At 45.4% G+C, this 21,735-nt stretch carries 23 protein-coding genes; 10 read left to right on the plus strand and 13 right to left on the minus strand.

Translation table 11 applies throughout. The features are described from left to right. Positions 1-7: 7 nt before the first annotated feature. Positions 8-472: a ribonuclease HI gene (gene rnhA, locus AB6E85_RS10035; RefSeq protein WP_017069372.1), complete on the minus strand. Its 465-nt coding sequence runs from the start codon at positions 470-472 to the stop codon at positions 8-10. 56 nt (positions 473-528) lie between these two features. Here rnhA and dnaQ point away from each other — a divergent pair, with 56 nt between their 5' ends. Continuing rightward, the gene (gene dnaQ, locus AB6E85_RS10040; protein WP_372142485.1) at positions 529-1,296 is read left to right on the plus strand and encodes a DNA polymerase III subunit epsilon; all 768 of its coding nucleotides are present in this window, start codon (positions 529-531) and stop codon (positions 1,294-1,296) included. Between the two features lie 9 nt (positions 1,297-1,305). After that, positions 1,306-2,553, plus strand: coding sequence for a TIGR03503 family protein (locus AB6E85_RS10045; RefSeq protein ID WP_372142486.1), 1,248 nt, complete (start codon positions 1,306-1,308; stop codon positions 2,551-2,553). 128 nt (positions 2,554-2,681) lie between these two features. Here the strand turns inward: AB6E85_RS10045 and fadE are convergent, their stop codons facing one another. Next, positions 2,682-5,147: an acyl-CoA dehydrogenase FadE gene (gene fadE / locus AB6E85_RS10050; RefSeq protein WP_372142488.1), complete on the minus strand. Its 2,466-nt coding sequence runs from the start codon at positions 5,145-5,147 to the stop codon at positions 2,682-2,684. A 328-nt stretch (positions 5,148-5,475) separates the two neighbouring features. Here fadE and lpcA point away from each other — a divergent pair, with 328 nt between their 5' ends. Both lpcA and AB6E85_RS10060 read left to right on the plus strand, forming a co-directional pair. Further along, positions 5,476-6,051, plus strand: a complete 576-nt coding sequence (gene lpcA, locus AB6E85_RS10055; protein WP_017063379.1) for a D-sedoheptulose 7-phosphate isomerase — start codon at positions 5,476-5,478, stop codon at positions 6,049-6,051. A gap of 67 nt (positions 6,052-6,118) precedes the next feature. Continuing rightward, a complete protein-coding gene (locus AB6E85_RS10060; protein ID WP_050633987.1) occupies positions 6,119-6,964 on the plus strand; it encodes a class II glutamine amidotransferase in 846 nt (281 codons plus the stop codon). 100 nt (positions 6,965-7,064) lie between these two features. Here AB6E85_RS10060 and purN read toward each other — a convergent pair whose 3' ends face one another. Next, complete coding sequence (gene purN, locus AB6E85_RS10065) at positions 7,065-7,739, minus strand: phosphoribosylglycinamide formyltransferase (RefSeq protein WP_372142490.1); 675 nt, start codon at positions 7,737-7,739, stop codon at positions 7,065-7,067. A 132-nt stretch (positions 7,740-7,871) separates the two neighbouring features. Next, the gene (gene purM, locus AB6E85_RS10070; protein ID WP_372142492.1) at positions 7,872-8,912 is read right to left on the minus strand and encodes a phosphoribosylformylglycinamidine cyclo-ligase; all 1,041 of its coding nucleotides are present in this window, start codon (positions 8,910-8,912) and stop codon (positions 7,872-7,874) included. Positions 8,913-9,081: 169 nt separating this feature from the next. On the opposite strand from purM, the gene upp reads away from it, so the two are divergent. Beyond that, a complete protein-coding gene (gene upp, locus AB6E85_RS10075) occupies positions 9,082-9,708 on the plus strand; it encodes a uracil phosphoribosyltransferase (protein WP_017060716.1) in 627 nt (208 codons plus the stop codon). Positions 9,709-9,849: 141 nt separating this feature from the next. Here upp and AB6E85_RS10080 read toward each other — a convergent pair whose 3' ends face one another. Beyond that, positions 9,850-11,088 carry a uracil-xanthine permease family protein gene (locus tag AB6E85_RS10080; protein WP_050619933.1) on the minus strand — a complete coding sequence of 413 codons (1,239 nt, stop codon included), beginning with the start codon at positions 11,086-11,088 and terminating at the stop codon, positions 9,850-9,852. A 278-nt stretch (positions 11,089-11,366) separates the two neighbouring features. Between AB6E85_RS10080 and AB6E85_RS10085 the strand changes: the two genes are divergently transcribed. Continuing rightward, the gene (locus AB6E85_RS10085) at positions 11,367-12,620 is read left to right on the plus strand and encodes a DUF2066 domain-containing protein (protein ID WP_372142494.1); all 1,254 of its coding nucleotides are present in this window, start codon (positions 11,367-11,369) and stop codon (positions 12,618-12,620) included. Between the two features lie 110 nt (positions 12,621-12,730). Here AB6E85_RS10085 and AB6E85_RS10090 read toward each other — a convergent pair whose 3' ends face one another. The 4 genes from AB6E85_RS10090 to AB6E85_RS10105 all read right to left on the minus strand — a co-directional run bounded on the left by AB6E85_RS10090 (position 12,731) and on the right by AB6E85_RS10105 (position 15,692). Further along, positions 12,731-13,168, minus strand: a complete 438-nt coding sequence (locus AB6E85_RS10090) for a DUF2069 domain-containing protein (protein WP_017060713.1) — start codon at positions 13,166-13,168, stop codon at positions 12,731-12,733. Then, positions 13,165-13,758 (minus strand): NAD(P)H:quinone oxidoreductase, encoded by a 594-nt coding sequence (wrbA, locus tag AB6E85_RS10095; protein WP_065675253.1) that lies wholly within the window; start codon positions 13,756-13,758, stop codon positions 13,165-13,167. Before wrbA ends, AB6E85_RS10090 begins: the two co-directional genes overlap by 4 nt. A 6-nt stretch (positions 13,759-13,764) precedes the next feature. Beyond that, on the minus strand, positions 13,765-14,115 hold the full coding sequence (gene arsC, locus AB6E85_RS10100) for an arsenate reductase (glutaredoxin) (RefSeq protein ID WP_017060711.1): 351 nt from the start codon (positions 14,113-14,115) through the stop codon (positions 13,765-13,767). A 122-nt stretch (positions 14,116-14,237) separates the two neighbouring features. Then, positions 14,238-15,692 carry a M48 family metallopeptidase gene (locus AB6E85_RS10105; RefSeq protein WP_050644964.1) on the minus strand — a complete coding sequence of 485 codons (1,455 nt, stop codon included), beginning with the start codon at positions 15,690-15,692 and terminating at the stop codon, positions 14,238-14,240. Positions 15,693-15,870: 178 nt separating this feature from the next. On the opposite strand from AB6E85_RS10105, the gene AB6E85_RS10110 reads away from it, so the two are divergent. Further along, positions 15,871-16,110, plus strand: coding sequence for a sulfurtransferase TusA family protein (locus AB6E85_RS10110; protein WP_017060709.1), 240 nt, complete (start codon positions 15,871-15,873; stop codon positions 16,108-16,110). Next, positions 16,103-17,179, plus strand: a complete 1,077-nt coding sequence (locus AB6E85_RS10115; RefSeq protein ID WP_019821634.1) for an AI-2E family transporter — start codon at positions 16,103-16,105, stop codon at positions 17,177-17,179. The genes AB6E85_RS10110 and AB6E85_RS10115 overlap by 8 nt, the downstream gene beginning before the upstream one ends. A gap of 136 nt (positions 17,180-17,315) precedes the next feature. Here AB6E85_RS10115 and bcp read toward each other — a convergent pair whose 3' ends face one another. Continuing rightward, complete coding sequence (bcp, locus tag AB6E85_RS10120) at positions 17,316-17,786, minus strand: thioredoxin-dependent thiol peroxidase (protein ID WP_017060706.1); 471 nt, start codon at positions 17,784-17,786, stop codon at positions 17,316-17,318. A gap of 12 nt (positions 17,787-17,798) precedes the next feature. After that, positions 17,799-18,341, minus strand: a complete 543-nt coding sequence (locus AB6E85_RS10125; RefSeq protein WP_372142496.1) for a glycine cleavage system protein R — start codon at positions 18,339-18,341, stop codon at positions 17,799-17,801. Between the two features lie 374 nt (positions 18,342-18,715). On the opposite strand from AB6E85_RS10125, the gene dapA reads away from it, so the two are divergent. Together dapA and bamC are read left to right on the plus strand one after the other, a co-directional pair. Then, positions 18,716-19,594: a 4-hydroxy-tetrahydrodipicolinate synthase gene (gene dapA / locus AB6E85_RS10130; RefSeq protein WP_372142498.1), complete on the plus strand. Its 879-nt coding sequence runs from the start codon at positions 18,716-18,718 to the stop codon at positions 19,592-19,594. Between the two features lie 48 nt (positions 19,595-19,642). After that, positions 19,643-20,689, plus strand: a complete 1,047-nt coding sequence (bamC, locus tag AB6E85_RS10135; RefSeq protein WP_372142500.1) for an outer membrane protein assembly factor BamC — start codon at positions 19,643-19,645, stop codon at positions 20,687-20,689. A gap of 146 nt (positions 20,690-20,835) precedes the next feature. Here the strand turns inward: bamC and AB6E85_RS10140 are convergent, their stop codons facing one another. Both AB6E85_RS10140 and AB6E85_RS10145 read right to left on the minus strand, forming a co-directional pair. Then, positions 20,836-21,045 carry a DUF2897 family protein gene (locus AB6E85_RS10140; protein ID WP_048606545.1) on the minus strand — a complete coding sequence of 70 codons (210 nt, stop codon included), beginning with the start codon at positions 21,043-21,045 and terminating at the stop codon, positions 20,836-20,838. 8 nt (positions 21,046-21,053) lie between these two features. Beyond that, positions 21,054-21,728, minus strand: coding sequence for a M15 family metallopeptidase (locus AB6E85_RS10145; protein WP_372142501.1), 675 nt, complete (start codon positions 21,726-21,728; stop codon positions 21,054-21,056). Between the last annotated feature and the right edge of the window lie 7 nt (positions 21,729-21,735).

Below are 21,735 nucleotides of genomic sequence, written 5' to 3' on the forward strand. Positions count from 1 at the left end.
AAAGCGGTTAGCTTGGCTGATAACCCGTATCTTCTTGAGTCGGATTCTCCGCTGCATTTCGCGCTAAATCATCACACATTTCGTTTTCTCTGTGTCCCGCGTGTCCTTTTACCCAGCGCCAATCAACGCTATGGCGAGCGGTTTCTTTATCGAGCCTTTGCCACAGATCGGCATTTTTAACCGGTTTCTTGTCGGCTGTTTTCCAGTCACGCTTTTTCCAGTTATGAATCCACTGTGTGATGCCTTGACGCACGTATTGGCTATCTGTGGTCAGAATCACAGAGCAAGGTTCTTTGAGGGCTTGCAGGGCAACGACAGCGGCGAGCATTTCCATGCGGTTATTGGTTGTTAGCGTGAAGCCTTCTGCTAGCGTCTTCTCGACTTTTTTGTAGCGAAGTACGATGCCATAGCCACCGGGACCAGGGTTGCCTAAACAAGAACCATCAGTGAAAATTTCAACTTGTTTCGTCATGATTTGATACTATTACCTCAAGCACATTATCGGCATAGTCTGACACAGTTATCCTTATGAATACCAGTAGCACTCCAGAACAAAGCTCGAACGAAAAAAACAGTTCGAACGAAAATAAGCGCATTGTTGTACTCGATACCGAAACCACCGGTATGAATACAGAAGGTGGTCCTCACTATATGGGCCACCGCATCGTTGAAATTGGTGCAGTAGAGATCATCAACCGTAGGCTGACCGGGCGTCATTTTCACGTCTACATCAAGCCCGATCGTGCGATTCAAGAAGAGGCGATTGGCGTTCACGGTATTACCGATGAATTCTTGATTGATAAGCCTGAATACCAAGACATACATAAAGAGTTTCTCGACTTTATCAAAGGTGCTGAGCTGGTGGCTCATAACGCGCCCTTCGATACGGGCTTTATGGACTATGAGTTTGAGAAGCTCAACCCTGCGATAGGTAAAACGGATGACTACTGTAAAGTCACCGATACCTTGGCAATGGCGAAGAAGATATTCCCGGGTAAAAGAAACAACCTAGATATCTTATGTGACCGTTATGGTATCGATAACTCGCACCGTACTCTCCACGGCGCATTGCTCGATGCGGAGATCCTAGCTGACGTCTACTTATTGATGACGGGTGGTCAAACTTCGCTGCAATTTAACGCCGGTCAACAGGAAGGCGAAGCCGAAAGCATACGAAGAGTAGAAAGTGGTCGAAAATCCCTAAAGGTTTTACGAGCTACGGCCGATGAAGTAGAAGCGCATCAAAGTCGTTTAGATCTCGTCGAGAAAAGCGGAAGCTGCCTCTGGCGTCAGTAGGGAGAAAGTATGTTAAGGGTATTGGCTACCGGTTGCTTATTGCTGTTAAGCTTTGGCTTACATGCGGCAACAGAATCCGTAATGAGTTTATTGGACAACCGTTTTCGAGTTGATCCCAGTATTGAACAAGTCACCTTTGTGATTTATCGAGCCGATAACTCTAAACCTGTCGTTTTGGTTCGCCCTGATGGCAAGAAATACTACTCTTGGCGCAATGCTGATAATGTCCGTTGGTACGAAGAATCGTCCATGGACATTATCTCTATCGACAATCCGATGCCCGGCCCTTGGCAAGCGATAGGTAAAGTTTCCCCTAAGAACAATATCAAGCTGCTGTCTCATCTTGTTTTGGATGCTAATGAGTTCCCAGATAAGTTGTATCAAACTGAACGCATCAAATTTACCGCTCGACTGACCGCTGATGGCAAGCCGCTGGTGCTGCGCGATTTTCTCGATCGCGTAAAGCTTAAGGTCACCTTTACTAAGTTTGTTGAAAACGAAGAGTCTTTGGTGAGAGAAGCGCGCCCGGTGCCGGTTGTGATGGGCGAGTTTGCCGATGATGGCGCTGATCTTGATGAAAAGGCTGGAGATGGTGTGTTCACGGTCTCTTTGCCAATTGATATCGAGCCCGGTAAATACCGAGCGCGTATTACCTCTGGTAATGGTGTGTTCCTGCGAGCGCAAGAGCAAGAAGTCTTGGTTTATCCAACACCGATCACGAACACCTTCATTCAGTCACGAAAAGAGGGCTTACCTCATACTATTGTGGTGTCTGGTGAGCAGGGGATGATCGCACCGAGCTCGTTAGCGGTTCATGTTGAGCACAAGGCTCCTGATGAATATGTGATGTACAAGCAGGGGCAAGCTGAAGTCGACGCAATGAAAGTCGCTCTAGAGGTGCCTTACAATGGCGATTTGGGGATTTATAATTGGTCTGGGATGGTTTACGCCACTGATGCTTCAAGTCAGCGCCCGCTGATCTTTCCTATTACCGAGCAGTCGTATAGCGTTGTTGAAGATATCGACTTAGCAGAGTCACGACGCCTTCAAGAAGAAGCACTTGCTGAACAGAAGCGTATCGCAACAGAGTTGATGATCCTTCAAAAACGTGAAGATGATAGACAGCGCAGTATGATCATTATTGCGGTGGGTAATGTGGTCGCGATTCTATTGGGCTTATTGATTTGGTTTGTGGTTCGTAAGGTTAAAACGAAGAAAAAAGCGTTACCGGAGATGCAGCTCAAGGCGCCCAAGTAACTCGCATAGATGATTAGATTGTCTAGAGAGAATAAGCCGCTAGATAAAGCATTGGAATTTGTGGCAACGAAATCATGAACAAAAAAACGGGACTCATAGGAGTCCCGTTTTTGTTTCTTTTTCTGGCCTTAAGCGACGTTATCAATCGATTGGTCTGAGTACTGAGACTTTGCTGCTAGTTCCTCTGGTGAGAAGTCATCCACGTTAATCGTGTACAGTCTATGTTCCTCAGCGCTAATCAGAAGATTTGCTTCGTCTTGCGTTAAGATACCTTTCTCAAGTCCCAACTGAGCAACAAGATCAAGTCGTAAGAAGGCACGTTTTTGATGCGTCTCTTTGCAGACTTTGTCGAACAGAGGTTCAGCTTGAAGAATCACTTCTAGCGCTTTTTCAATCTTACCTACTGGGTTGTATTCCGTCGCTTCTAGGTATTGGCCGCGACCTATACGAGAGCGTGTTTCGCTTGGTGTTTGTAGAATGTGCGCAACTTTGCTATCGAGCTTGTCGTTTGGAGCACGACGGATACGACCAAATGGCATTAGCACAACACGAAGCAGACGACCAATCACAGGGTTAGGGAAGTTCGCTAAGAACTCATCAATCGCCACTTCAGTCTGACGTAAGCTATCTTGCATACCCCAATGTACTAACGGTAGATCTTCAGCGTGGCTGCCTTCGCTTTCAAAGCGCTTCAACGTTGCTGAACCTAAGTAAAGTTGACTTAAGATATCACCCAGTCTTGCTGATAAACGTTCTCTACGCTTCAGTGAGCCGCCTAGAACAGCCATTGAGATATCAGACAGTAGCGCTAGGTTTGCACTGTAGCGGTTTAGCTGTTGGTAGTAACGCTGTGTCTGTTTATCTGTTTTATTTGAAGGTGTTGGCGCATCAGAACCACGACCGTCGGTTAAACCAAACCACAAGCTGCGGACTAGGTTACTCATCGTAAAGCTAACGTGTCCTGCTAACGCTGAATCAAACTTATCAAGCGCATCGCTGCTTTCAGAATAAGCGGCTTCCATTTCGTTCAGTACGTAAGGGTGACAGCGAATCGCACCTTGACCATAGATGATCATTGAACGAGTCAGGATATTTGCGCCTTCAACCGTAATTGCGATAGGCGAACCTTGGTAGCCACGAGCTAGGAAGTTCGATGGGCCTAAACAAATGCCTTTACCACCGACGATATCCATCGCATCAATGATGCTGCGTTGACCACGGTGAGTACAGTGGTACTTAACGATTGCTGAGATAACCGAAGGCTTTTCGCCAAGGTCAATACCTGCGACGGTTAGGTTACTCGCAGCGTCCATTACATAAGCGTTACCTGCGAGGCGTGCAAGTGGCTCTTCAACCCCTTCCATACGACCAATAGGCTGTTTGAATTGACGACGGATACGAGCGTAAGCGCCGGTTGCAAGCGCAGCAGACTTTATGCCACCGGTTGAGTTTGAAGGCAGTGTGATACCACGACCAACCGACAGACACTCAACCAGCATACGCCAGCCTTGACCTGCCATTTTCTGGCCACCAATGATGAAATCGATAGGCACGAAGATATCGTCGCCTTGCGTCGGGCCATTTTGGAAAGGTACGTTTAGTGGGAAGTGGCGGTTGCCAATCTCTACGCCTTTTAAATCAGTTGGGATAAGCGCACAGGTGATACCCAGATCTTTTTGGTCACCAAGTAGGCCATCCGGGTCACGCAATTTAAAAGCCAAGCCTAAAACGGTCGCGACGGGCGCGAGAGTGATGTAACGCTTGTTCCAAGTTAGGCGCATGCCGAGTACTTCTTCGCCTTGCCAGTCGCCTTTACAAACTACACCGTAATCTGGGATTGAACCTGCATCTGAACCGGCTTCTGGGCTAGTCAGAGCAAAACAAGGGATCTCTTTACCTTCCGCTAGGCGAGGCAGGTAGTGGTTTCTTTGTGCTTCGGTACCGTAGTGCTGTAATAGCTCACCAGGGCCTAATGAGTTAGGTACGCCAACCGTCGATGACAATACGCTCGAAACGCCCGTTAGCTTCTGTAGAACCAAAGATTGAGCGTAAGCTGAGAACTCTAAGCCGCCGTATTTTTTCTTGATTATCATGGCGAAGAATTTATGGTCTTTCAGGTATTGCCATACTTCTGGTGGCAAATCAGCAAGCTCATGAGTGACTTGGTAATCATTGACCATTTCACACACGGTATTTACTGGACCATCTAAAAACGCTTGCTCAGCTTCAGAGAGTTTCGGGTCAGCAATGTTCTGAAGCTTCTTCCATTCAGGTTTGCCTTTGAACAGCTCTGCTTCCCACCATACTGTGCCAGCTTCTAGTGCTTCTTTTTCTGTCTGAGACATCGCCGGTAGAACTTTCTTAAATAAAGAGAGTGCTTTTTGGCTGATCAGTGTCTGACGAATGGTCGGTACAGCAAAGATCGCAAGGGCTAATAGATAGCACAGCCAGCCAGTAACAGCCACGCCGCCAAACAGTGTTAATGCTACCATTGCGCCGGTTAATACAACTAATGCACGTACCAGACTAACTCTATGGTAAAGACAGACGCCTAAGATGGCGGTCATGCCGAGTAGGGAGAGCAATATGTTCATGATCGATTTCCTTTTCAGAGATCACTTATTGTTATTAAGTTTTAGGTAAGAGGTCTAACCAGTCAAGTGTAAACAAAATATTAAATATTTGTAAAACTCCAAAGTGAATAAAAAGTGATCTCAATAGAGTTAAAGTTCTAATTGTGAGAGGTTGGTGGCGAATATTTGGACGGATCGGCAGTGAGACCCTAATAAAGGTGGCAATCTTTGGGCTTAAGTGTCGACACTATTTCATGTTTGTGGGTAAACTCAGCTATAAAGAGGGGAAAATCCTCAGTTCTCATTTCACGCACTTTAAGCTGCGTCAAAAAAATAAGAGATAAGCCTTATGTACCAAGACCTAATCAAAAGTGAATTAAACGAAGCTGCTGACGTTCTGAATAAGTTCTTGAGTGATGACCATAACATCGCTCAAATTGAAGCGGCGGCAAAACTGATTGCTGACTCATTCAAGCAAGAGGGCAAGGTGCTTTCTTGTGGCAACGGTGGTTCACACTGTGATGCAATGCACTTCGCGGAAGAGCTTACTGGCCGATACCGTGAAAACCGTCCAGGTTACGCTGGCATTGCGATTTCAGATCCAAGCCACCTGTCTTGCGTGAGTAATGATTTTGGCTACGACCATGTATTTTCTCGTTATGTAGAAGCGGTAGGTCGTAAAGGTGATGTGTTGTTTGGTCTGTCGACTTCAGGTAACTCTGCCAATATTCTAAAAGCGATTGAAGCTGCTCAAGCTAAAGGCATGAAGACGATTGCATTGACGGGTAAAGATGGCGGCAAAATGGCGGGCTGCGCCGATATCGAAATCCGAGTTCCGCACTTTGGTTACGCAGATCGCATCCAAGAGATTCACATTAAGATCATTCATATTGTGATTCAGCTTGTTGAAAAAGAGATGGAATAATAGTTTTACAGACATTTGGAACCCAGGTTTGTGGCTCCATTGGTTTTAATAGGGAGTAGATTAAACCATGTGTGAATTGCTCGGTATGAGCGCGAATGTGCCAACTGATATTTGTTTTAGCTTTACTGGTCTTATGCAGCGTGGAGGCAATACTGGCCCGCACCGCGATGGCTGGGGTATTACCTTCTATGAGGGAAAGGGTTTTCGTACATTTAAAGATCCTAACCCTAGCTGTGAATCTAAGATCGCTGAGTTGGTTCAAAACTACCCAATTAAAAGCCAAGCCGTTGTCAGTCATATCCGTCAAGCGAACCGTGGTGGTGTTAATCTAGAGAATACACACCCTTTTACTCGTGAGCTTTGGGGGCGATACTGGACCTTCGCTCACAATGGTCAATTAACGGATTACGACGATCTGATTAGTGGTCGTTTCAGACCTGTTGGCGAGACAGACAGTGAGCTCTCTTTCTGTTGGCTACTCAAACAACTTGAAGAGCGTTTCCCAGAACCACCACAAGATATGGAAGGTATGTTTCGCTTTGTAGCTGAGTGTTGTGACAAGCTGCGTGAGAAAGGTGTTTTCAACATGTTGTTGAGTGATGGTGAGTACGTGATGACTTACTGTACTAACCATTTGTACTGGATTACAAGGCGCGCACCTTTTGGTAAAGCGAGCCTGATTGATGAAGATGTTGAGATTAACTTCCAAGAAGAAACTACACCTAATGATGTGGTTACAGTGGTGGCAACTCAGCCTCTAACAGACAATGAAGAGTGGTTTAGAATGAAGCCGGGTGAATACGCGCTGTTTCATTTTGGTGAGCTGATTGGCAATAACCATAAAGCGTTGGAAGATGTCGCTTATGCGCCGAAGAAGGTAGCAAGCCAAGCGCCAACTGAACCATTGAGCTAAGTATCCCGAATAGTATTATTTGAACCCTATAAAAAAGGCCGCTTACTGAACTAATGAATCAGTAAGCGGCCTTTTTTTATTTGATTTAGTTTCTGAAGAATTACTCTTCTGCGTAACCGTGTTTACCTAATGCCTTACCGTCTAAGACAGCTTGCCCATTTAGCATTGATAAACGATCTTCGGCGAACCATTTGCAGACCATAGGGTAAATGCAGTGTTCTTGAGTAAGTACTCGGCTTGCCAACATATCAGCATCATCATCTTCAAATACCGGTACCTTAGCCTGTAAGATCACAGGACCACCATCAAGCTCTTCAGTAACAAAGTGGACACTAGTTCCGTGCTCTTTGTCTTGTGCATCAATGGCACGCTGGTGGGTGTGTAGGCCTGGGTATTTAGGCAACAGGGAAGGGTGGATGTTGACCATTTTACCCGCATAGTGACGAACAAACTCTGAACTCAGGATACGCATGTATCCCGCAAGTACGATTAAATCGGGTTGGTATGCATCAATCTGAATCATCAATTCATGATCGAACTCTTCACGTGAACCAAAGTCTTTTGGATTCACTGAATGTGCGTCAACACCTGCGGTTTTCGCTCGTTCTAATCCAAAAGCCTCTGCTTTGTTTGAAAAGACAGCCTTAACTGAAGCATCAATCATATTGTTATCACAGGCATCCAAAATTGCCTGTAAGTTACTTCCGCTTCCTGAAACTAACACAACGATGTTTTTATTGGAGTGACTGGTTTTATTTGGGTGATTGTTTTTCATAGAGTGGGTCATACGATTGATTAACTGAACTGTTTACAATGTACCTACATAAACTAAGGTTTTCTGCGGGCTAAATAGCAAAATGAGGACCATTAGGTCCTCATTGATTAACTAAGTAAGTGAGCGTATCACTTATTTAATTTCAACTTGCTCTTCGCCAGCTTCAGCGTTTGCGATCTCACCGATAACCCAAGCGTTTTCGCCTTCAGCTTTCAGGAGTTCAACAGCAGCTTCTGCTTGATCTTTAGGTAGAGCAACAACTAGGCCAACACCACAGTTGAAAGTGCGGTACATTTCGAATGTCTCCACGTTACCTTTCTCTTGTAGCCAGTTGAAGATAGCAGGCCATTCCCAGCTCTTGCCCTCAATGACTGCTTTAGTACCTTCAGGAAGTACGCGTGGGATGTTTTCCCAGAAACCACCACCTGTGATGTGCGAGATAGCATGAATGTCATGCTCTGCAATCATCTTAAGTGCCGATTTGATGTAAATCTTAGTTGGTTCTAGTAGGTGCTCACCGATAGTGCGACCTTCTAGTTCTTCACTCTTATCAGCACCAGAAACTTCTAGGACTTTACGAATTAAAGAGTAACCGTTTGAGTGTGGACCACTTGAGCCAACGGCGATAAGTGCGTCGCCTGCTGCTACTTTAGTGCCGTCAATGATGTCCGCTTTTTCTACAACACCAACACAGAAGCCAGCTACATCGTAGTCGTCGCCTTCGTACATGCCTGGCATTTCAGCAGTTTCACCACCGATTAGTGCACAGCCAGCTTGAACACAGCCTTCAGCAATACCAGAAACAACGTCTGCTGCTGTATCTACATCTAGCTTACCTGTTGCGTAGTAGTCTAGGAAGAATAGCGGCTCACCACCTTGAACGATTAAGTCGTTCACACACATTGCCACTAGGTCGATACCAATGGTGTCGTGTTTTTTCAGATCCAAAGCAAGGCGAAGTTTAGTACCAACACCATCAGTACCTGAAACAAGTACCGGCTCTTTGTATTTCGTTGGAAGTTCACATAGGGCGCCAAAGCCACCAATACCGCCCATTACTTCAGGGCGACGAGTGCGTTTAACAGCACCTTTGATACGGTCTACTAGTGCATTACCTGCGTCGATATCAACACCAGCGTCTTTGTAGCTTAGAGAAGAAGTATTACCACTCACGGGATAGTCCTCGAACTTAAGTTGGATGTGAAAACGGCGCTATTCTAACAGGGCTTGATTACCAAGAGCAAACGTTTGCGCGGTTTTTTTTATTAGAATAAAGATTCTGAAATAACCTTAGAGTTCGTGTATAATCTACAGGTTTGTTTAAATATTGCCGGAGTTGGAAATGAAAGTTGTTGAAGTGAAACACCCGCTAGTAAAACATAAAATTGGCCTGATGCGTGAAGGTGAGATTAGCACTAAGCGTTTTCGTGAGCTAGCGACAGAAGTGGGTAGCCTTCTAACATACGAAGCGACATCAGACTTTGAAACTGAGCGTGTGACGATTAACGGTTGGAACGGTCCAGTAGAAGTTGACCAAATTAAAGGTAAAAAAGTAACGGTAGTGCCAATCCTACGTGCTGGTCTAGGCATGATGGACGGCGTTCTTGAGCACATCCCAAGTGCACGTATCAGCGTTGTTGGTATCTACCGTGACGAAGAAACACTTGAGCCAGTACCATACTTCAACAAGCTTGCATCTAACATCGATGAGCGTATTGCTCTAGTGGTAGACCCAATGCTTGCGACAGGTGGTTCTATGATCGCGACTATCGACCTGATGAAAGAGAAAGGTTGTAAGCACTTTAAGATTCTTGTGCTTGTTGCTGCTCCTGAAGGTATCGCTGCTCTAGAAAAAGCGCACCCAGATGTTGAGCTTTACACGGCTGCAATCGATGAGAAGCTAAATGACAAGGGCTACATTGTTCCTGGTCTTGGCGATGCTGGCGATAAGATCTTCGGTACTAAGTAATTCGGTTTCAGCTTAAGTGACTCTAAACAGTTCCTTAACTCGCTGATTTAACCGTATTAATAAAAAGGGAGAGCATTCGATGCTCTCCCTTTTTTGATCTTGTTAGGTTGTGATTCTTTTGAATCTAGCCTTATCGATTCATTAATCGATTTGAGCTTTATCTACTACAGTGTTGTCACCTAGCTCATCTGGAAGTACTAGGTTAAGTAGAATCGCAACGATGCCACATAAGCTTACGCCCTGTAGGCTAAAGTCGCCGATGCCAAATGCCATGCCGCCAATACCAAAGACTAAGGTAATGCCCACAATCACAAGGTTACGTGATTTGTGTAGGTCAACTTTGTTCTGAATTAGAGTATTCAAGCCTACGGTTGCGATAGAACCAAACAGTAGAATCATGATGCCGCCCATTACAGGAACCGGAATCGTTTGAAGTAGTGCACCTAGCTTACCAACCAATGCCAGAACGATGGCGGTTACCGCAGCCCAAGTCATGATCACTGGGTTGAATGCTTTGGTCAGCATTACTGCGCCTGTTACTTCACTGTAGGTAGTGTTTGGTGGCGCGCCTAGCATTGAAGCAGCAATTGTTGCCACACCGTCACCAGTAATTGTGCGGTGTAGGCCAGGTTTTTTAAGGTAGTCTTTACCGGTCACGTTAGAGATAGCAAGCATGTCGCCTACGTGCTCAACAGCAGGTGCAATCGCAACAAATACCATAAAGAAGATAGCGTTGATGTTGAACTCTGGCGCTGTGAAGTTTGGCAGAGCCAACCAAGATGCTTGCGCTACTGGTGTGAAGTCGACTGCGCCATAAACCAAGCTAGTGATGTAACCCGCGACAATACCACCGAAGATTGGCAGTAGCTTAAGGAAGCCTTTAGAGAACACACTGATGACAATGGTCACTAACAGTGAAATCGAAGAGATCCACAGTGCAGCGTCTGCATCAACAAGCTGAACCGCGCCATCGCCTGTCTTACCTAGCGCCATGTTAACCGCAACAGGCGCAAGGCCTAAACCGATAACCATGATCACAGGGCCAACCACGACAGGTGGAAGCAGTTTATGGATGAAGCCAACGCCACGAACTTTAATTAACGCGCCCATTAGTACATACACAACACCCGCCGCCATAAGGCCGCCCATGGTTGCACCTACACCCCAAGTTTGAATACCAAACATGATAGGCGCGATGAATGCGAAAGAAGACGCTAAGAAGATTGGCACTGAACGGCGTGTAATAAGTTGGAATAAAAGGGTACCGATACCTGCGCCAAAGAGTGCAACGTTAGGATCAAGTCCTGTTAGTAGCGGCACGAGTACAAGCGCACCAAAAGCTACGAACAGCATTTGCGCACCTTGCAAAGCATTTTTCATGATATGTCCTTAAAAATGGTCGTTATATGAAAAGTGAAAAATAAAATTCGCGGGATTCTATCACTTAGCAATCGATTGCTACACCAGATAGATCAAATTTATTTATCTTAGTGATGTTTTATATCCATCTAAGCCCTAGAAATTCAGTTTATAAGTGAGCGATTTATCATGGCCAGGTGATATTTTGTGGTTATTAAACACAGTGGGCGCTATCGACCTTGCCCCTCAATCCATAGTTGCTTATCATCTAGGCACAAGATTTGAATATTAGGATCAGTATGCGCTACATAGCATTGTTGTTGATGGGACTATTAGCCTCTCCGAGTTATGCCTTAACTCAAGTAGATATTTTTAGTGCTGAAGTTGCGATTAACGCTGAAGACAAACAGCCAGAACAAGTGGCAAGAAATACAGGTATGGAGCAGGTATTGATACGTGCGACTGGCCAAACTGATGTCGCTTCGAATGAGACGATTCAAAAGGCGATGCGCAAGAGTTCGCAGTACATGTCTCAAATGAGTTTTGGCGAAAGCAATGACCAATCAACATTGCGTATGCGTTTTAACGGTGCTCAAATCCGTTCTCTGTTGACTCAAGCACAGTTACCTTACTGGCCTGACACGCGTTCAAACATCCTTGTTTGGCTGGTGGAAGAGGACAACTACGACAAGAACATCGTATGGGAACACTCTAACTCAGAGTTAGCAGCTAGCTTACAAGCTAACGCAAAAGAGCGTGGCTTGCCTCTAACGCTGCCTGTGGGTGACTTTGACGATATTACGGGTATTGCGACTTCTGATTTGTGGGGTAGCTTTGTTACGCCAATCAGTAAAGCGAGTCAGCGTTATCCTGTTGATGCTGTGTTGGTGATAAAGGCTCAATCTTCAGGCCTACGTTGGGCTCTATACGATCAAAAGCCAAGTCAATTGACGAGCGCACCAACATCGCCTTTAAGTGGTTCTTTATCAGGTAACAGCGCAACGACCTCTCAGAAGTTAGTCGACCAAATCAGTAACTACTACGCAGGTAAAAGTGCCGTGACGGTAGCGAGTGAGTCATCAGAATCGATTTTAACGCAGTTTATTAGCTTGAATAATGCTCAAGACTTCTTCCAGTTGGAGAACGCACTGAAGCGTCTAAACTCGGTGGCAAGCCTAGATATTCTGAAGATTCAGAACAACGAAGTCACTTTCCGAATTCACTTATTGTCGACTCAACAAGAGTTTGAGCAAGAAGTCGCAAGTATTCGTCAAGTTGCGAAGGTTGAAGAATCTTACATTGAGCCTGAAGTGAGTCCTGAATTTGAAACTCAAGACAACACAATGTCTGTCGGTGATGATTCAACAGACGCTGCTGAAGTCGTTGGTGACGAAACTGACTCAGGCGTACAAGTGATTAAGGGCAACGAGGTATCTGAGGATGCTGAGCTAACGCCTGACACAACGTTAGAGGATTCTAGTACAGAAGATCTAACCATCACTGCGCCAGTACATGCTAAGCCAAGCTTGGTATACGAGTGGGTTCGCTCATAATTGTCAGCTGACATGACTGATTGAAATGAAAACATGAAAAAAGCCCTGCAAGAGCAATCTTGCAGGGCTTTTTGTTTGTAAGCGGTCAGCTTAAAAGCATGGGTTCTATATTATTGCTCGAACTTAGCTTTCTCTCTCTTTTCTACTTCGGAAAGACGCTTCAACTTGATACCTAACTCTTTGGCTCTAAAGCGAGTAAATAAGATATTGCCCGCGAAACCTAGAGTCGTCAGGAGCAGTTCTACAGCCGCTAACAAGCGTTCACCATCGTCTACATACAAAATAGTTAATGCGTGTAGGAAATAGAGCATCAAAACGAAATTTGCCCAAGCGTGCGTATAAGGCTTACCTGCTAAAATTCCCGGCAATGGCAGTAACAACGGGATAGCCCAAGCAATCGCCAGTGTGACATTACTGAGATGAGGGTGCGGTGAAAGCGTCATCTGCCAAGCCACCACCCAGAATAACAGCGACAAGTTGCCCGCTAAAGCAAGGTAGCGAAATAGCTTGGTTTTGGGAGACATGGCCTTCTCTGGCATATACATCATTGATAAATTCCCTTTTGGTTTAACGCTATGCGCGCTAGGCGTTTACCTAGGTTTTGCGCCAACTCAATCTCTTCTTTGCTAAGCGAAGCGCTCTCTCCAGTACTGCTTGCACCATAAGGCGTACCACCGGTTTGCGTGGTGTGCAGTGCAGGCTCTGAGTAGGGGATGCCCACGACTAACATGCCGTGATGAAGCAGGGGCAACATCATGCTTTGTTGTGTCGTCTCTTGACCACCATGCAGTGAAGAAGAAGAGGTAAAGACACAAGCTGGCTTATCGATGAGATCACCATTGATCCACATTGATGTCGTGCTATCCCAAAAGTGCTTCATTGGCCCGGCCATGTTGCCAAACCAAACCGGACTGCCTAGCGCCAAACCATCACAAGATCGAAGCTCTTGTAACGAGGCAATAGGATCGGTTGGTTGATAACGCGAATCAGGCTGCTCTTCTACTGTGTACACGTCGTTCACCGTTCTTAGCATAGCTTCGCAGTTCGGGATGGATTCAACCCCTCGTGCAATCTGCCTTGCTAAAGCTTGTGTATTGCCGTGACGACTGTAGTAAAGAACAAGAATGTTAATGCTCATATTGGATTACAGAATCTCTAGCACTTGCTCTGGTGGGCGACCAATCTTCGCTTTGTTGTTTGCTACAACCACTGGGCGCTCAAACAGTTTTGGATTGGTTGCCATCGCGGCGAAAAGATCTTCATCAGTAACTGAAGCATCGCCAAGGTTTGCTTCTTTGTAGTCCGCTTCTTTGGTGCGCATCATGTCGCGAACACTGTCAAAACCAAGCTGAGTGAACAGTACTTTCAGCTGTTCAACTGTTAACGGAGTCTCCAGGTATTTGATGACCTCTGGCTGTACGCCGTTTTCCTGAAGCACTTCTAGAGTTTGACGGCTCTTTGAGCAGCGTGGGTTATGATAAATCACGACAGACATGGTTCTTCCTCATTATTATTTTTGATTTAGTTGTTTAGCTGAAGCCACCAGAGGTGACTTCTTTTTTGTGTAACGTTGAGCTTTCTTTTTATTCTGGCAACGAGCTGTTACCAGTAAACATATTATTGTAGCGACAAGAAGCGTTCTCGTTGAATCATCAGCTGATCAATTCGAGCGTCGTAGCGTGCTTGTTTTAGGCTTCCTAATTCTGCGATTTGGCTTGCTTGCGTGTAGTACTGAATCGCTTTGTTCCAGTTGGCTTGCAGAGCCAAAATTTCTGCACGAGCAGCCAGTTCTTCGTCGCTATTACCAAGGCTCGTATTTACTTTTGAAAGTAAGTGCCAGCCATTGGTGTCGTTCGGATTATCGTGCGTGTAACGTTGCAATACGCGAACCGCTTCCTGTAGATCTTCATTTTCAATCAGTGCGTTGGCGTAGTTAATAGTCAGAACTGGGTTGTTTGGTTGACGAACCAGTGCCGATTTAAGTTCTTTAATTGCAACCTCAGGCTGTTTCTTCTCGATGTGCAAATCAGAAATAGCATCTAGATAAAACAGGTTAGTTGGGTCGCTGTTAATCAGCTTGTTCAGAATCGGCTCTGCTTTGTCTAATTTTTTAGAGTCTAGGTAAACCAGTGCTTGGCCATATTCTAATGACGGGACCAAAGCTTTAGGGGCTTTCTTCAGCTGACGCTCAAACCAATCAAGAGCAGCATCATTATTAATGCCAGCATAGCGCGCAACAATGCGGGCTCTTGCTAGGTGGTAGTCCAGAGACGGAGCCAGTTTCAGTGGCGGGTAACTACGAGCACGAGCACGTGAATCGGTAATTCGGTCTTCTGGTAATGGGTGAGTCAGTAGCATGGGCGGTGGTGTGCTCGCATAGCGGTATTCATCAGCTAAACGGCCAAAGAAACGTGGCATCGCATTCACATCAAACCCAGCTTTTGCTAGCGTGTTGATACCAAAGCGGTCGGCTTCTTTTTCATTACTACGTGTGTAGTTGATTTGGCTTTGCATATTACCCGCAGTCGTTGCCGTTAGGGCTGCAATGCCGGCTTCAGGGGCAGCAATCGCGAGCAATACAGAGGCCGCAAGGGCTGCAATGGTTGCTGGAGAACGGCGCGCTTGATCTTCCATACTACGTGCTAAGTGACGTTGGGTTACGTGCGCGATTTCGTGCGCTAATACTGAAGCCAATTCACTTTCAGATTGTGCATGCAGGAATAGACCTGAGTGCAAAGCAACGTAACCACCAAAGAAAGCAAAGGCGTTGATGTTGCGGTCACGGATCATAAAGAACTGGAAAGGTGTCTTTACATCATTTGCGTTCGCGACTAGACGATGGCCAAGCGTATCAATATACAGGTTTAGAACTGGGTCGTTTACGATAGGCTGGCTGCTTCTGATGATGCGCATGTAGGCATCACCATAGATAAGCTCTTGGTCGATAGTGAGTGTGCCGCCAGCAGCGGTACCGATATCTGGTAGCTCCAAACTATTGGTATTTGCCATAGTTGGGGTGCTTAATGTGGCTGCGATGCATAAGCAAGCAATTGAGCGAGCGCGTTTAAACATATTAGTCAGTAATACTCCGTTTCTTCTGACAGTAAGACAAGTGCAATGCAAATTGGTTCTTTATCTGATTTAACCTTTGCCAAGTGCGTGCGCTATCATGAAGGAAGATGAATGAATGATGGCGCGTTTTCAAAAACAGATTACAATACGACCCTTATAATAAGCATCGAGCTCAAGAATGACACCTAATATTCTAGATTTACGCCAAGAGCGCTGTCCAATGGCGCTATTATTAGCCAAGCGTCACAGTGTAAAGTTAGAAGTAGGGCAGTCATTGTCAATTTATGTGTCTGATAACAGCTCAATGAAAGATATTGTTACTTATTTATCTAAGCAAGCCTATGACGTCATCACTGAGGTTTGCTCTAATTACCATCACCTCCTCGTCACTAAAAAGGAATTGCAGTCAGATGCTTGAAATGGTCAATCGTTGGTATAAACGACGTTTCTCTGATCCCCATGCTGTCAGTTTGGTTGCCATCATTCTCTTCGGCTTTATTACGATCTACTTCTTTGGTCACCTAATTGCGCCACTCTTGGTTGCAATTGTGTTGGCTTATTTGCTTGAGTGGCCTGTTACCCAACTTCAAAGACTCGGTGTTCCAAGAACGCCTTCGGTGATGTTGGTGATCATGATGTTCTTTAGCGTGATGCTACTTGCGATCTTTGGCTTGGTACCAACCATTTGGGAACAAGTGGGTAACCTAATCAATGACATCCCAAGCATGTATGGCAGTTTACAAAATTTCATCGCGACGATTCCTGAACGCTATCCAGAATTAGCCAACCTGCAGATCGTTGAGTCCATTATGTCTAACGCCAAGAACAAAGCGTTAGGTTTTGGTGAAAGTGTTGTCAAAGGCTCTCTTGCTTCTCTTGTGAGCTTAGCGACCTTGGCGGTTTACTTGATTCTTGTACCACTGCTTATCTTCTTCTTGTTAAAAGACAAAGAAGAGATGATCAGAATGGCGAGTGGTGTACTTCCTCGAAATCGTCGTTTAGCGACCAAAGTATGGGAAGAGATGAACCAGCAAATCTCGAACTATATTCGCGGTAAAGTCTTAGAGATTTTAATCGTTGGTGGTGTCAGCTACGTAACCTTCGCGATTCTGGACCTGCGTTATTCAGTCTTGTTGGCTGTCGCGGTTGGCTTCTCGGTGCTGATCCCTTATATCGGCGCGGCAGCTGTGACTGTTCCAGTAGCGATTGTTGGCTTGTTCCAGTGGGGATTAGAGCCTCAGTTTTACTGGTTACTTCTCGCTTACGGTATTATCCAAGCGCTAGATGGTAACGTGCTCGTTCCGGTTCTTTTCTCTGAAGCGGTGAACCTGCACCCAGTGGCCATTATTGTTGCCGTGTTAGTGTTTGGTGGACTGTGGGGGTTCTGGGGCGTGTTCTTTGCTATCCCGTTGGCAACGTTAGTTAAGGCGGTTTGGAATGCTTTACCGAGTCACGCATTAGACGATGACCCCGAACATCAAAAATAACTGATCTTGTTATAGAAAAAGGCCGAACATCATGGATGTTCGGCCTTTTTGCTCTTAGCTTAATCATTAGCTTAATGAGTGTTGCTATTGCCTTCGAGAGTGATGAATCTAAGTCATTAACTCACTCAAATAGCCCTTAAGCTTCTTGATTGAAGTAATCTAGAACCACTTCGTGGTGAGTCTTAGTCTTGAATTTGTTGAAGACATGTTCAATCTGACCTTCTTCATCAATTAGGAAGCTAATACGGTGCAGACCATCGTAGATTTTACCCATGAATTTTTTCTCGCCCCAAACGCCAAACTGTTCAGCAACGCTATGGTCTTCATCAGATAGCAGTGTGAAGTTTAGAGATTTCTTTTCAACGAAGTTTGGTAGGCGTTTTACTGGGTCAACACTCACACCTAGAACAACCACGTTTAGGTCATCAAGCTGTGTTTTGATATCACGCAGGCCTTCCGCTTGCACAATACAACCTGGAGTCATTGCTTTTGGGTAAAAATAGAAAAGTACTTTTTTACCTTTGAAGTCACCAAGAGATACGATATTGCCATCTTGATCTGGAAGAGAAAAAGCAGGTGCTGGAACACCAGCCGTTAGCGTATTCATGACATTTCCTTTTTAAAGACTGTTTTTGATAAAGTTGAGCGAGCCTTGGACTGATAGGCTCTGACACAGCGAATCGAATTCTTCTTGTAGCTGCATCAAGTTACATTCTGATTGCACAGAAGCGGTAATAGAGATATGGAATTGGTCGTTGTCGAGTTGAACCTTAGACTTATTGATGGTTCGTGCACTTAACGAATCGAGGCCGATGTTTCGGTCTGCGAAGAACTGGGTAAACTGCTCAGTAAGTCCGATTTTATCGTCTGACTCAACGAACACCTCTACTGTGTAAGAGTTCTCAATAACATCATGAGTTGAGGTTCGCTTCATAATCGTAATCAAGTCGTGCTCTTGTCCAAGCAAGGGCAAGGTGGTTTCAACGCGGGTAATGTTGTTTGCCTTTCCAGACAGCAGCATGATAAGCGTAAATTCTTCGCCAAATTGAGCGATACGGCTATCAATAATGTTACAGCCTGATTGGGTGACTAAATGAACCACTTGGTTGCATACACCTGGGCGATCAGTGCCCACAGCTGTGATTACTAGATGTTGAGTCATAAAATCACGTCTCTTTATATTCCATTGATTCATGCATGTTAGCACAGTTAGCTCGTGGAATAAGCGTGCGTGCGGGGCTTTTTATGAGCGACCTTGCTTCGAACATGCAACCAATGATAAGAATATCGAGCGCGTTAAAAAATGAGATAGAGCGATGAGAGCACAGCTTACTTGTTACTGACATCCAGTGATGTGCTATCCGCTAGATTGAGTGCAGGTTACCCAAATTCTAGGTAGAACGCCGTTAGAAGTCGTTTTACCTCAAACATACGACAATATTTAATGCAGATGTTGCCGGTAAGCCACTTTAATGTCTTGTGTTTATTGATTGGCTTACAGTAACATGCAAAAAGAATAAATTAAGGGAGATAGACATGTTTTCAGGAAGTATCGTTGCGCTAGTTACGCCATTTAATACAGATGGTGAAGTGGATTTCGACAGCCTTAAAAAGTTAGTTGAGCACCATATTTCTGCAGGTAGTGATGGTCTGGTTGCGGTTGGCACAACAGGTGAGTCTTCAACACTCACTATTGAAGAGCATGTCAAAGTCGTCAATAAGATCGTTGAATTTGCTGATGGTCGTATTCCCGTTATCGCTGGTACAGGTGCAAATGCAACTCACGAATCTGTTCTATTCAGCCGTTTGTTGAATGGTTCTGGTATTGCTGGTTGCCTGAGCGTAACGCCTTACTACAACAAACCGACTCAAGAAGGTTTGTACCAACACTACAAAGCGATTGCTGAAGTCAGTGACGTTCCACAAATCCTATACAATGTTCCAGGTCGTACTGCGGTAGACTTGCTGCCAGAAACGGTTGCTCGTCTTGCTGAGATCGAAAACATCGTTGCACTTAAAGATGCGACGGGTGATCTCGACAGAATTGCAATTCACCGTGAACTTTGTGGCGAAGACTTTATCTTACTAAGTGGTGATGACTTAACAGGTCTAGAATTTGTTAAGCGTGGTGGCGATGGCGTGATCTCTGTAACGAACAATGTTGCAGCCGCTGATATGGCAACTATGTTCAAGCTAGCGAAAGAAGGTAAGTTTGAAGAAGCAGAAGCGATCAATGAGCGTTTGATGCCTCTACATAAGAATTTGTTCGTTGAGTCTAACCCTATTCCCGTAAAATGGGCGGTTCATAAAATGGGTCTGATTGCTGAAGGTGGCTTACGTCTACCGCTGACTGAACTGTCAGAGCCAGCTCAACCTGTTGTTGCTCAAGCAATGACTGAAGCGTGCATTTACTAAAACGTATGAAGTGATGCCGAAGCGAACCTTCGGCATTTAGGAGTATAAATGAAGTATTCTCACCAGCTAGTGATTGGGTCACTGGCTGTTTTCGTTCTTACAGCATGTTCTGGCAACCCGACTCAACGTCGCCAAGCCAAAGATGATTTCGAATACTTAGAAACACCTGAGTTTTCACAATGGCAATTGCCTGAAGATGCTCAGCCTCAGTTCTACCCAAATTTTGACATCCCAAGCGGTGAGTTCAGTGGTGGTACAGGTCGTGAAGTGGATATTCGTCCACCGCAACAGGTTCTTGAACTGATCCCGGGTGCTCGTGCTGAGCGTCAAAACGGTGAAGTGACACTATGGCTTCTTCGCGCAGAAGAGGCAGACCGCGTGTGGCAAACGGCTGTAGATATGCTGGCTCAACGTGGTATTGGTATTCGTGAGCAATCAGAGAATGAGATTGAGACCGATTGGGTAACTTGGGTTTCTGAAGATGAAGACGTAGAGATTGGCAGCCGCTACTCTATCTCTCGTTTCCAAGCAAACAACCGTTATGGCTTCAAGATTAACCTGATTGATTGGCGTGAAGGTACTGAAGAGAAACCAGTAACGGCAACCAATAAAGAGCGTTACAACGCGTTCCTGACCAACCTAGTTATGGCTAAGTACGATGAAAACCTTCGTGCTGAAGCGGCGCTGAAAGCGCAAGAGTTGGTGAAGCGTATTCCAATTTCAATGGGTGCTGACCGTAGTGGTTTCCCTGTGATTATTGCTCGTACGCCATACAATGTATTCTGGCAGCGTCTGCCTAACTTGTTGCCTGAAATGGGCTTTGAGCTTGAAGAACGCAATCAATCTCAGGGTACGGTGAAGGCGAAGTACGCAGCACCAGATGATGAGTTCTGGGAAGAAATTGGCCTACAGCCTATCGACTTAGCGCCAGGCACTTACAACTTCCTATTTGGTGACCTTGGCAACCGTACGTCAATCAACGTAACGGATGCATCAGGTAAGCCAGTAGAAGAAGAGCTGCTTAAGTCTATGGTTCCGGTATTAGCGCATATTGCTGACCAAACCAAAGATGACAAAGAAGCGAAAGCTGAGTAGTCGCACTTAAGCCGTCACAAGCTGAGTTAAATCAGCCTTGTGATTAGCTCAAGCCAATAAAAAAGAGGACACACTGTGTCCTCTTTTTTGTATTCGTTGTCATCAGGCTATATTGGTCAATCAAGCTGATTAGCCAAAGCAAAAGGCTATGCGTCTTTACTGTCTTTGGATTCTTCTTTTTCAGCTTTCTCTTGGTTAAGTTTATCCAAGCGATTGAGCTTATCTAAGTCTCGCTCAGTTTTACCACGACCCGTCAGATCCATATTGGCGGTCTGTTTGAGCGCTGCGATGTTACCCACCACAACGCTAACCACGATGATGATGATAACCCAAGGGTTTGTAAGCCACTCCAACATAAGCGCTCCTAATGATTGATATTCGCTACGAAGCGTGCATAGATCTCGTCTAGCTGCTCCATAATAATCTCATACCCTAATATTGGCTTAGATTGGAGTTGCTTGCCAAGTAAAGTCGGAGATAACTTTGATAAACACGACTCCGATACTTTGCGATGGCTGATATGCCATGGTTCGATCGCCACACCACCGAGGTCTTCGTTATAAGGAAAAAAGAACCCAAATTGAGATGCATTGGCAAAAAGCCATTGGTAAAACGCTTGCTGGTGGCCAGTAAGGTATTCCCATGGTTCCAGTTGCAGCTGTGTGCCTTCAGGTAAGTGATTACGAGCAAAGACATCAAAGTCACAACCCCAATGGTGACGACTCGCCCCAGGCAGTGCAGACCACCTCAGTATCGCTGACAACTTTTGATGTTCACTGAGTCTTGAAACATCAAGTGGTTGGCTTTCTGAGTCTAATATTGGTGCTTCACCAGAAAACTTACGGTTCCAAATCAGAGATTGCCTTTCATAGTCGCGAAAGCCACTGGCAATCTCCATTTTGAAACCCGCGAGTTGAGCAGCTTCAATCAAATCGTTTAGGTCATCTTTGACCTCACTGTGAACCAAGAAGGTTTTACTACCAATGAGGCTAGGTTCTAGATGAGAATCTGATTGTCCGGTTAGCTGCTCTGGTGTCATAACGCGT

This window comes from Vibrio sp. 10N.247.311.51 (assembly GCF_041467855.1).
GTDB classification, from domain to species: domain Bacteria; phylum Pseudomonadota; class Gammaproteobacteria; order Enterobacterales; family Vibrionaceae; genus Vibrio; species Vibrio coralliirubri.

What these genes read in the sequence shown, in the direction of transcription:
- rnhA (WP_017069372.1), bottom strand. Translation starts at nt 472, where the DNA reads ATGACGAAACAAGTTGAAATTTTCACTGATGGTTCTTGTTTAGGCAAC.
- dnaQ (WP_372142485.1), top strand. Translation starts at nt 529, where the DNA reads ATGAATACCAGTAGCACTCCAGAACAAAGCTCGAACGAAAAAAACAGT.
- AB6E85_RS10045 (WP_372142486.1), top strand. Translation starts at nt 1,306, where the DNA reads ATGTTAAGGGTATTGGCTACCGGTTGCTTATTGCTGTTAAGCTTTGGC.
- fadE (WP_372142488.1), bottom strand. Translation starts at nt 5,147, where the DNA reads ATGAACATATTGCTCTCCCTACTCGGCATGACCGCCATCTTAGGCGTC.
- lpcA (WP_017063379.1), top strand. Translation starts at nt 5,476, where the DNA reads ATGTACCAAGACCTAATCAAAAGTGAATTAAACGAAGCTGCTGACGTT.
- AB6E85_RS10060 (WP_050633987.1), top strand. Translation starts at nt 6,119, where the DNA reads ATGTGTGAATTGCTCGGTATGAGCGCGAATGTGCCAACTGATATTTGT.
- purN (WP_372142490.1), bottom strand. Translation starts at nt 7,739, where the DNA reads ATGAAAAACAATCACCCAAATAAAACCAGTCACTCCAATAAAAACATC.
- upp (WP_017060716.1), top strand. Translation starts at nt 9,082, where the DNA reads ATGAAAGTTGTTGAAGTGAAACACCCGCTAGTAAAACATAAAATTGGC.
- AB6E85_RS10080 (WP_050619933.1), bottom strand. Translation starts at nt 11,088, where the DNA reads ATGAAAAATGCTTTGCAAGGTGCGCAAATGCTGTTCGTAGCTTTTGGT.
- AB6E85_RS10085 (WP_372142494.1), top strand. Translation starts at nt 11,367, where the DNA reads ATGCGCTACATAGCATTGTTGTTGATGGGACTATTAGCCTCTCCGAGT.
- AB6E85_RS10090 (WP_017060713.1), bottom strand. Translation starts at nt 13,168, where the DNA reads ATGATGTATATGCCAGAGAAGGCCATGTCTCCCAAAACCAAGCTATTT.
- wrbA (WP_065675253.1), bottom strand. Translation starts at nt 13,758, where the DNA reads ATGAGCATTAACATTCTTGTTCTTTACTACAGTCGTCACGGCAATACA.
- arsC (WP_017060711.1), bottom strand. Translation starts at nt 14,115, where the DNA reads ATGTCTGTCGTGATTTATCATAACCCACGCTGCTCAAAGAGCCGTCAA.
- AB6E85_RS10105 (WP_050644964.1), bottom strand. Translation starts at nt 15,692, where the DNA reads ATGTTTAAACGCGCTCGCTCAATTGCTTGCTTATGCATCGCAGCCACA.
- AB6E85_RS10110 (WP_017060709.1), top strand. Translation starts at nt 15,871, where the DNA reads ATGACACCTAATATTCTAGATTTACGCCAAGAGCGCTGTCCAATGGCG.
- AB6E85_RS10115 (WP_019821634.1), top strand. Translation starts at nt 16,103, where the DNA reads ATGCTTGAAATGGTCAATCGTTGGTATAAACGACGTTTCTCTGATCCC.
- bcp (WP_017060706.1), bottom strand. Translation starts at nt 17,786, where the DNA reads ATGAATACGCTAACGGCTGGTGTTCCAGCACCTGCTTTTTCTCTTCCA.
- AB6E85_RS10125 (WP_372142496.1), bottom strand. Translation starts at nt 18,341, where the DNA reads ATGACTCAACATCTAGTAATCACAGCTGTGGGCACTGATCGCCCAGGT.
- dapA (WP_372142498.1), top strand. Translation starts at nt 18,716, where the DNA reads ATGTTTTCAGGAAGTATCGTTGCGCTAGTTACGCCATTTAATACAGAT.
- bamC (WP_372142500.1), top strand. Translation starts at nt 19,643, where the DNA reads ATGAAGTATTCTCACCAGCTAGTGATTGGGTCACTGGCTGTTTTCGTT.
- AB6E85_RS10140 (WP_048606545.1), bottom strand. Translation starts at nt 21,045, where the DNA reads ATGTTGGAGTGGCTTACAAACCCTTGGGTTATCATCATCATCGTGGTT.
- AB6E85_RS10145 (WP_372142501.1), bottom strand. Translation starts at nt 21,728, where the DNA reads ATGACACCAGAGCAGCTAACCGGACAATCAGATTCTCATCTAGAACCT.